The 10,360-nt window shown below is 30.3% G+C and carries 5 protein-coding genes and 2 pseudogenes; 1 reads left to right on the top strand and 6 read right to left on the bottom strand.

Annotation, left to right across the window (positions count from 1 at the left end):
* The 6 genes and pseudogenes from CBF36_RS11915 to CBF36_RS12335 form a co-directional block, all read right to left on the bottom strand.
* Nucleotides 1–96 (bottom strand): annotated as a pseudogene (locus tag CBF36_RS11915) (IS200/IS605 family transposase); the annotation flags it as partial.
* Nucleotides 97–507: 411 nt separating this feature from the next.
* Entirely contained in the window at nucleotides 508–3,504 is a 2,997-nt protein-coding gene (locus tag CBF36_RS11910; protein ID WP_125958596.1) for a TrlF family AAA-like ATPase, read from the bottom strand.
* A gap of 160 nt (nucleotides 3,505–3,664) precedes the next feature.
* Entirely contained in the window at nucleotides 3,665–6,376 is a 2,712-nt protein-coding gene (locus CBF36_RS11905; RefSeq protein WP_125958595.1) for a DEAD/DEAH box helicase family protein, read from the bottom strand.
* Nucleotides 6,369–8,255 (bottom strand): site-specific DNA-methyltransferase, encoded by a 1,887-nt coding sequence (locus tag CBF36_RS11900; protein ID WP_125958594.1) that lies wholly within the window; start codon nucleotides 8,253–8,255, stop codon nucleotides 6,369–6,371. Before CBF36_RS11900 ends, CBF36_RS11905 begins: the two co-directional genes overlap by 8 nt.
* Nucleotides 8,256–8,396: 141 nt before the next feature.
* Complete coding sequence (locus tag CBF36_RS11895; RefSeq protein ID WP_125958593.1) at nucleotides 8,397–8,576, bottom strand: hypothetical protein; 180 nt, start codon at nucleotides 8,574–8,576, stop codon at nucleotides 8,397–8,399.
* 120 nt (nucleotides 8,577–8,696) lie between these two features.
* Nucleotides 8,697–8,861, bottom strand: coding sequence for a hypothetical protein (locus CBF36_RS12335; protein WP_165865475.1), 165 nt, complete (start codon nucleotides 8,859–8,861; stop codon nucleotides 8,697–8,699).
* Between the two features lie 847 nt (nucleotides 8,862–9,708).
* On the opposite strand from CBF36_RS12335, the pseudogene CBF36_RS11890 reads away from it, so the two are divergent.
* Nucleotides 9,709–10,185 (top strand): annotated as a pseudogene (locus tag CBF36_RS11890) (site-specific integrase); the annotation flags it as partial.
* Nucleotides 10,186–10,360: the final 175 nt, after the last annotated feature.

Here is a 10,360-nt window from a genome sequence, read left to right as displayed (position 1 = left end):
CCCATAAATTGCTTTCCTTCTGTATTTTGGAGTAAATACTAAATGATACTTACAATTCCACCTTGTGTGTGCTAAACTTTTATCGTCATTAGACATAAAGAAACTCCTTTCGATACTCTTATTGCGGTTGGTAGCCACTTTTTAGTATATCGAAAGGAGTTTCTTAACGCTAAAGCTATTTCTTCCACGCGCAATACGCGTGGTTTTTCTGTTTCGCACGATTTCGTGCTCAACTGACTAAAGTCATTAATAAAAGAGCCCAAAACATTGTTAATTCAATGTTTTGGTACTCTTTAAATTTATTAGCTCACTGACCCTTCCATTAGATTTTTTAATACTAAAAAAAGGTCAAAATAGCTTAATATCAGCGTTTATTAAGGATGATACCTGAACATTAAATCAATGATATTAAGTTAAAATCAACTCAATGGCATTTAGTATGGCATTATGTTTTTGAGGAGCTATTTCAGAATTCAAATTATTACTTTCACGATGTAACTTCAACTATTAAATATAATACTTAGTATCTCTTATTCTAAACGCTTCAGCGGTTCCTTCCAAGATATCTTGGATTTTTTTATTAATTTTTGGATTCTCGATTCCTCCTGATAGATAACTAACTTTATTATTTTTTTCTTTATCAATATTCACGTAAATTATTAACTCAGCATCCGAAACAACAGCCAAGTTAGGATTATGTGTTACCATTATGACCTGTCTTCTATTTTTTGCCTGCTTTATATATGGAACTAAGATATTAGCAACACTTTGATTATCTAAATTATCTTCAGGTTGATCAATTAATAAAGGAATCGTATCTTGGTCTAATAACAAATAAAAAATTAGTAATACTGCTCCTCTTTCTCCAGGAGATAGTTGATCAAGTTTCTTATTCCTTAGTCTGAGTTCAAATTCATTTGAAATAAAATCTAAACCAAACAGATAATCATACAAGTTTTGCCTATTGTATATAATACTTGATAAGTCTGTCTCTTCTTTTTTCCCACCTCTATTTATATATTTTAAACTATCAACTAAATTATTAAGTAATTTTTCAATATTACTAAAATGATTATCTTCTTCAATATAATCATTTACTAGCGTTTTTAGAAATATTTCACCATCATTAAGTCCTTTATATGAGCTAATTCTTCCTTGATTTATATTCGATAAAAACGCCTTATAAAAGTCTTTATTCAAAACAAACTCATTTATAACCTTGATGTTTTCTTCGTGATTTTGTTGCAAAATTTCTTGTAATGAAATAGTAGTCTTATCAAATTTTTTCAAAATATCCCTTTTTATTTCCATAATTTCTTTCGAAAATTCTTGTCTCTTAATTTCTAACTCTTCCAAATCCTTTGTTAAGTCTCCATTTATGTAACCTAGTTCATTTTTAAGGAAGTTTAAACTTCCTTCGTTTGGATTATTTGGTTCCCCCAAAAGCTCTTTCCATTTTGTTTCCCAGTCACTATACTCTTTTTCTGAATCTTTAAATTTTTGAAATTCAATGCTTTCTTTTGAAGTCAATTCTAAAATTTTCATTTCACAAAATTCTAGTTTGCCAATTAATGAATTACCTTTATAAAAGTTTCCTTTAGAATCCTCTTTAATAAACATATTATATCTGTTTATTCTTTCATCTAATTCATCAATAGTATCTCTTAATAATTTACTGTCATAAGAACATTTAAAACAAATATCTATTTTTAACATATCTAGTAGATTCTCTTTTGATTCTATATATGCTTTTATTTCGCCAATTCTTTTTTCTAATTCAAAAGAAAATTCCTCAAGATTTCTTTTTCTTTCTATTAAATTTTTTAAACTTTGTTCAACTGATTTTTTGACATTTATCAGTTTAGTTTGATGCCTTTCATATTTTTTTAATTTAATATTATTGTTTAATTCTTTTTTATAATTAATTACTTCAGGTTTTTTTTCTTCATGAATTTTTATTGTCTGTTCTAATTCCTTCAAATCCAATTCTAAACGAGTTATTCTATCAGCTTTTGATTGATCCTCTAATTTAATAATCTTTTCATTAATTTTGGATATTTCATTTTTCAAATTAGATATCTTACTTTTTTCTATTTTTCCTATCTTACTACGATATTCTGCAAATGATTGACTATTTCCTTTTTCTTGTTCTGGAAGATATTGAAATATAACATTTTCTATTTCTAATCTAAATTTCTCTACCTCTTCAATTTCATTAGTTAATTTTTCAAAATATGATTGTGGCAAATACTTAACGGTCTCTGATTTTTCCTCAATCCCCTCATTTAAATTTTTTTTATTAGATCTAATACCATTTTGATATTCTATACAAACAGATGTTTCTTTTGCTTGGTTTGTTTTTTTAAATTTATTTAAAAATAAAAACTCGCTATACTGTTTGGAATTTGCGCATAAGCCTATCATATCAGCCAAAGCTGTTTTCCCTGACCCTTTATTACCTATTATTACTGTTAATTGTGGATTTAAATCTATTTCTGAATTACTAAACCAAGAATCATTAGTTCTATTTTCTGAACTTGATTTAGATATTTTTATTTTCTTTATTATTTTTTCAGGATTACTTTCTATTCTTTTTAAAACAGGTGGTTTATCTCCAATGTACACTCTATCCTCTGGATCTGCTAAAGTTTGTTTAAGACCTTCAAATGAGGTGTCTGACTTTATATAACAATACCTTTTCATATCAGGTTCAAATATTTTTTCTAATTCATGTGCATCTGATCCATGAAAGCATGGTTTTAATGTTCTAAATTCTTTGATTATTTTTCTCTTATCAAAATTAGGATTTTTGCCTAAGAAAAAATTAATATCTTTTGGATTACTTGAAAAAATAGCATCAACAAGCTTATATAATGTATTCCTGACCCCTTCAAGCTGGTCTGCTTGAAGACCAGAAGCTCCATCACCATTACTGTTTGGAACAATTAATATAGTGTTATCTCTAAGTTCCTTATCATTTTCAAATATTTTTCTTAAACAAGACAATTCGATTACAAAAATTTCAATTCCTTTTTTCAGCAGAACTTCTTCATCGCTGGAATTTTTCCCACTGTCTTGACCTAATTTAATTAATTCCCTTTTTGTTGCTGAATATTCTCTATTATTATAGTAAAACTTTAATTTAGAAAAAAATCTATCCTCTAATTCATTTACAAAATCAGGGTTAAAAATACAGTGAAAATTAACAGGACTGTTCTTCCCCTGTAAAGCAAGTCTCAACTCCACATTTGGTAGGATTAGTTCAATCGATTTTGGTAATTTATTATCTTGTTTAACTTTCAAAAAATTATCTATTGATAAATAATCAGTTACTGCTAATGCTTTTATATTTTTTTCCGGATTATTTTCATCAATATATTCATCAATCCACTTATAGTAGTTTTCCCATTTTTCATCAATGCTACCACCTTTAAAACAATCGTTTTTTTTAGTTTGAGGAGTGTGCATATGTAACTCCCATCTATTCCATAGTGAACCTTTCATAAAAAAACTCCTTTATAATTAGTATTTTTCTAACTTCATTAGATTTGTAATATGAAGTTAACTATCATCTTCAGTTTTTAACGAACATTAAAAGAACGAACAAGGAAATAAAGCTGGTTTATCCCAAAAAAACAAAGGTATTCCAGCTCTATTAATTTCTTTACATACTCAATCCTCTAAACTCCCCATCAATCGCAATTTGAGCGAGTTGTTTCATGGTATTTCTACCGTCATTGATTGTGTAGAATTTAAGTCCTTTAATTTTAACGCCGTCTATTTCATCTTCAAAAGCTAATTCTGCTTCATGTTCGTTAATATACATCAACAAATCTTCTTTCCATTGTTGTTCTTCTATTTTACCGCCTTTTGGTTCAATAAAGACTTGTAAGACAAAGTCGGCATTTTGAAGATATAGAATGAAGTCTGGTTGGAATCCTTCAAAGTGAACGTCTTTAGCGTTTGGATTGAATTCATGTAGCTTCATGTTTTCACTTTTGGCTGACTCTCTATGCATGTTTTCATCCATACGTATCAAGTAAACTTCTGAATAATGCTCTTTTAATTCTTGTACCCGTTCCCCAATACGATCAATCAATTGTTTTTCTGTCAAGTTAATAATCGCGGATTCATATACAAAATAGTCTTCATCAATTACATAGCGTTGTACTGTTTGAGGATTTTTATCCATGAACAATTTTGACGTGTCATACTTAGGAATACGTTTCTTATAATCAGTCACATAGTCTTTCACTGGATAGCCAATGAATTTATTCGTCCCTCTATGACTGTTAAAGTTCTTCTTAATTTTTTGAGCGACTTCTGCTAAATATAACTCAACAATTCTAAACTTTTCTTGTGCTGTTAAATCATGGCGTGTCATTTTCATTGGAACGTTTGCGTATATTGTACGATTGGTAATATTTAACCATTTCTCCCCTAAAAACTCTTCTCTTGAATTTAATAATGGCATATATTTTTTTAGGTTGTCAAAATGGAAAAAAGTTAAGCGATTCATCGCTTTTTCTATAAAGCGTCTATCAATTTCAACAGGAACTTGGTGCATATCTGTATAATCTTCATACACCATATCCGCTTTGTAGCTTACTTCTTTCGCTGAAGATAACCAATTAATGACAATATCTTCTTGGTTATTTAGTGAATATTTAGTTAAACCGTCATAGTAATCATCCGATAACTCAATGGATTGGTTATAATACAATTTACCGTATTTCCAGACATCAGTATTCTTGAATTTGGGTTTAACTTTGACATCTAATAACGGATTTTTCTTATCTTCGCCAGTTGGTAAATTCATTTCATCTAAAGCAGCCACTAAGTTTTTCAAATACTGCGGTTCATTGATCGTATGATAATGCAACGTTTCTAAAATCAAACTTGGGTTGCTATCATCTTCAAATCGTCTTTGATAAGATTTTTCGCCATCTAATTCAAACGGATTATACCTTGCCCCACGTCCAATTAACTGAGCTTCAGCCATGGTTGTTTTCTTATCCCCTTTAGTATCTTTATAGTTACTTATTCTGACAATATCATACAGATTTAAAACATCCCAACCTTCTGTTAACTTCGCTACCGCAAAAACGACACGATATAAGTTATTAGGACTTTCTAAGCTGTTTAACGCTTCATATTGACCTTTTTCAAGCATTCCTGCCCCACGATCACTATCGTTTGCGTTAATAATGCGACTTGGTGAGAACTCACGCTTCATTTCTTTGACAATTTGAGGTAAGTCTTCTTTATTTTTTAAGAAGTAATTGTAGGCAAAGCCTAACGTCTCACTTTGATCTTCAGACATCACTTTCGCTTGTCTTTCAAGAAACGCTAAAATATAGTCTGGTGTTAGCTTGTCAATCAGTTGATTAAACAGGTTGTTTGCTTCATTTGACGCATCAATTTTTTGCGATTTAAACATAATTACTGGTTTAATATAAGTACCATATAATTCAAAGGCATAGCGACGTCTAAACTCACTTAATAACACGACATTCAACATGTTTTCTTCATCTGTGTTGCTTGACTGAATTCGTTTAACATTCTTAGAGTATCTATCTTGAATAAAACGATCTAAACCATAGCGATATAACACCTTATCTTTATATTTCTCATAGACTTTTTTGTTTTCTAAATCAATAGTCGCCGTAAATTCTAACAACTTATTGTCTTCATTGGCATTTAATATGGTATTAATCGCTTTTTCCCACGATTGTTCCATTTCTTTTTCAGACTTAGTAGAAGCTGAATAGTGATGCGCTTCGTCTCCTAAAATAGTCACTTTATTTCTAGCGTAATCTTGTGCTCCCATTGAGTTCTCACTTTGCGTAAAAATATCACTCGCAACGGATTGTACACTGGCTAATTTAATATAAATCGTGTTTTTACTTTGATTTTTAGGAAACTCATCAACTTTTACAATCGACAAACGTTCCCCATCTATTTCAATCACTGGTTGATATAAATACTTATTCGATTGCTTATTCGTTAAGTTATCAATCGTTTTATTTAAGACACTGTTAGTATTTACAATAAACAGAAAGTTTTGATAACTATGTTCTTGATATAAATATAAAATTAAACCAGCCATCAAATCTGTTTTCCCTGAACCCGTTGCCATGTTAAACAATGCATGGTTAATTCTGCGGTACTCGAAAACTTTATTCGTCATGGTGTAGTGGAAATAACGTAAAGCAGACTCCTGATAATCACGGAACGTATGAACCATATTTTCAGCTAAATAAGTTGGTGTGGTCCATCCTAACGCTTCATTTAGTAAACTATGATCGAGTTGAACAAGTTCATCATATAAAGGCAGTGACAACGGCTTAAACGTTTCTTTCGTCTTCTTAGCCATCTTGATTCACTTCCTTGTAAAAGCTCTGATTAAAGGCATAATCTGAATCAGACACTAATTCTCGAACGTGTGCATCATCTATTTCTGAGTAGTTGAAATACAACTGATTTTTATCCAGTATTTTAATTAGCGTTCTCTTTTGGTCTTCAAGTGAACGTTCCCATACTGTCGCCCTAACCTCTTCTAAATCAACTCTAAAATCAATATCAGGTGATTGACTCATTCGCTCAAAGATAGCTTGTAATTCTTGCATGGTATCGGCTGCAATAATTTCTTTTAAGAAACCTGTGTTCTTTTCCATTAATTCCGCATATACGAATGAACCACCACCTTGCCAATCAACTTCTTTAGAAATACCACCTTGTTCTCCTTCAATGACTTTTTGAAGTCGAGGAACTGAAACGGTATTAATATAATCCATTTGTTCAATCCCAATAAATCGTCGATTCATTTTCATTGCTACAGCTTGAGTTGTTGCAGAACCTATGAAGAAATCCAATACTAAGTCACCTTCATCTGAACCAATATGAAGAATTCGTTGTAACAGTTTTTCTGGTTTGGGTGTTGAAAAATTAAAATCTTCAATCAATCTCTTTATTTCTTTATTAGCCTGATCATTATTCCCTGCTTCAGTATGTAACCATAAAGTATTAGGCGTAACATTTCCCATATCAGAAAGATATTTTTTTAATCTAGGGACTGATTTACCATCTTTACCAAACCAAATCATATTATTGTTATCATATTCTTTCAAAGAGTCAAAAGAGTATCTTGGAAATGTTCCTCTCGGTGGTTCCCAAGTAACTCCATTTTTAAAAGTATACGAAAAGTCGCTATTTTTTCCACTCTTAGCGTGAAGAGGTTGCGTCATCCAAGGCCCCCTGAAATCATTATCAGGATTTTTATATCTTGCATTCATTTCTTCACTTCTAGGTAAGCCATTTAGTTTAAATATCTCTTTCCTCATCGAATACACTAGAATATGATCATGACTATCAGAAAAATATTTTGCGTCATTAGCAATGGTATATTTCTTTTGCCAAATAATATTTGCAAGAAAATTTTCTCTTTCAAAAATAGCATCACACAAAACTTTTAAATAATGGCTTTCATCATCATCAATATTTATCCAAATACTTCCATCCTCTGTTAAAAGGTCACGTGCTATTTCTAAACGATTCTTCATAAATGTTAGCCATGCTGAATGATTAAATCTATCATTATATTGGAAACTATCATTCCCAGTATTATAAGGTGGGTCTATATAGATTAATTTAACTTTACCTGCGTAGCGTTCTTTTAAACTATGTAGAGCTAACAAATTATTCCCTTTTATTAGTATGTTATCATCTCCTGTTATTTCAGAAACTTCACGGTAACCTTCAATATCATATTTCTTAGCATTTACTAATAACTTTTTATCTAACAGAATATCAATTTCTTCTTTAGCAATCACTTCATTAAGGAATGGTTCATCAGGTCTTAAATCATCTTTTGCTAGGTCTTCTTTGGTCATACCCGCTTTTAACACCGTATCTTTATAGGGGAAATCTAACACGACTTCAGTTGCTTCATCAATAAATTTCCCGTTAGCTGTTAACCCAATTTTTTTTGAATACGTTGTATAAGAATCTTGCCAATAGTCATTCGTTTCAAATAATTCTATTAATTTATTTACATTAAAAATAATCGCATCATTGATTATCATTGTAAAATTACTTTTCACAACGTCATTTGACAACATTTTTGTCATTAATTCTTTGTCATAATTATCTAAATCTTGAATCATTTTTTGCTTATTGATGATCTCACCAATAAAATATTTATCACCAAACATCAGTAATACTGATTTAATGGCTTGATTAATTTTCGTTTCCATAATTCCTCCTAAAAACACTTAATTGCTTTAATTATATCATTATTTTGATAGTTATTGACTGTTATTTATAACAAAAATAACAAAAAATCCTTATAAATTTGGATTTCCTAATTCATAAGGACTGATGATTTCTATTTTTTCTTAAAATGGTAATCCTTCGTATGGATCTGGTTTCACTTCTTTAATTCTTGGTTGTGCAAAATCAATTGACTCTATTAATTCATTTTTCAATTGTTCTCTCACAATCTCTCTAAATTCTGTTATACGAGCGACTTTTTCATTGAACGGAAAGTCGATACTTTCGGATTCAGGATGAGCCAATCTGAGTTCTTGGATTCGTGAAACTTCAAGTTCTAAGTAATACTCATTTTTTTCAATTAACCACTGCTAAAGTTCGGATTCAAAACCCAATCGATTAAAAGTATAGGGGTCTTTCTCCTGTCATACTTCATAGGCTAATTGACCATATATACCTAGTCTCCCAATACTAGTACTGTCAATAAACATTTCATCTTCATTTATCGCATAAAACCATTTTTCTCTTTCTGATAAAGTCTCAATATATTCGTTTAATTCTTCCTGTGACGTCATTTTACCAACTGTCATTTTCTTCATTCCTTTCAGCATAGTTTTCTTATTTATTATCAAAACGGGAACTGAATCTATTTTGCCGTCTCGTTTGCAAATTTTCCATCTTAGCTTTATAATCATCCAAACCTAACTTAATAGCTGGACAAATCTTTTCAGTTAGGGAAATTTCATCCTGAATATTCAAAGTATACTTCATCGTATTTAATACCGTTAAAATAATTTCGGTATTCTTTTCAGCAGCTCCAGCTCTTAGTTATGCCACACGTAAATCAGGATATACTCTATCCGAAATTTCTTCTACAAGATTAATTTTTTCATGTTCCTTTTTATACTCCTATAGTTCCAAAAAAATATCATATAATGACATGGTTTCTTTCTTTTCTTGAATATATTCAATCATATCCTCTGGCATGTTTTGAGGATATCTAAAGTTAAATCGCATATGTTTTTTCTCCTTCTTTTTACTTAATTTCTGTTTTTTTGTAATAAAAACTAAGTTTTCGTCATAATTGTCTGTAAGAGCATAAGGCAAAACTGATATCAAAATTGATATAAATCGCAGTGCGATTGGTTTTAATGCGATATCATTATTTGGCTAATTGGTTACAAAAACACTTACATTTAACACCTGCTCATTTTGGTTGGTGTCAAAATGACATTTCTAGTCAAAGACTGTTAAATCAGCATTTCTAATAAATCATGGTGGTATAATATAACCATTGATAAAAACAATCAGCTATAGATTGTTACAAAGTGACACCCGTAAATCACAGACTGGCACCACAATTTTTTATTTAAGAATAAGATATTTTGAATATATTCTTTAAAATTGTTATTTCCTAATTGACGGATAATTATTAATAAAATTTTAACTTTTTTCCGTATCTTAGCGTTCACAGAAATGAGAAAATCAGAAGTTCTTGCCTTACAGTGGAAAGATATAGATATATTCAATCAAAAGTTAACTATTGGAAAAACTCTTGCTATGGACGAGCATAATCAAATAATCATTCAAGAGCCTAAAACCATTAGTTCTCAAAGAGTTATCGCTCTTGATGTTAAAACTATTAAGGTCATTGAACAATGGCGATATAATCAAAAAGAATGGTATTTTAAGTTTGGCTATAATACATCGAAAGATACTCAATTTCTTTTTACAAACAAATTCAATGAATTATATTATCCTCAAGCTCCAAATGATTGGTTATATAATATTCTCGAAAAGTATGACCTATCTAAAATTACTTTACATGGCTTTAGACATACTCATGCTAGTTTGCTTTTTGAATCTGGAGCAAGTATCAAAGAAGTTCAAGAGCGTTTAGGACATAAAGATGTTAATTTTTAATAAATGGCATTTAATTTGGCATTTACTCTTGAACCACATAGTAAATATCCACCCGTGAAAACGGGTGGCTTTTTAATAGCCCTAGAAGGGCTCATTACCTACATACTCTCTAAAGAGAGCCTCTTAAAAGACTGCCAACCGCAATTCGAGAAACTTTCTATTTTTT

This window comes from Vagococcus bubulae, assembly GCF_003950315.1.
Classification (GTDB): Bacteria; Bacillota; Bacilli; order Lactobacillales; family Vagococcaceae; genus Vagococcus; species Vagococcus bubulae.
The sequence above is the reverse complement of the archived record's forward strand: the minus strand, read 5'-3'. Positions and strand labels throughout refer to the sequence as shown.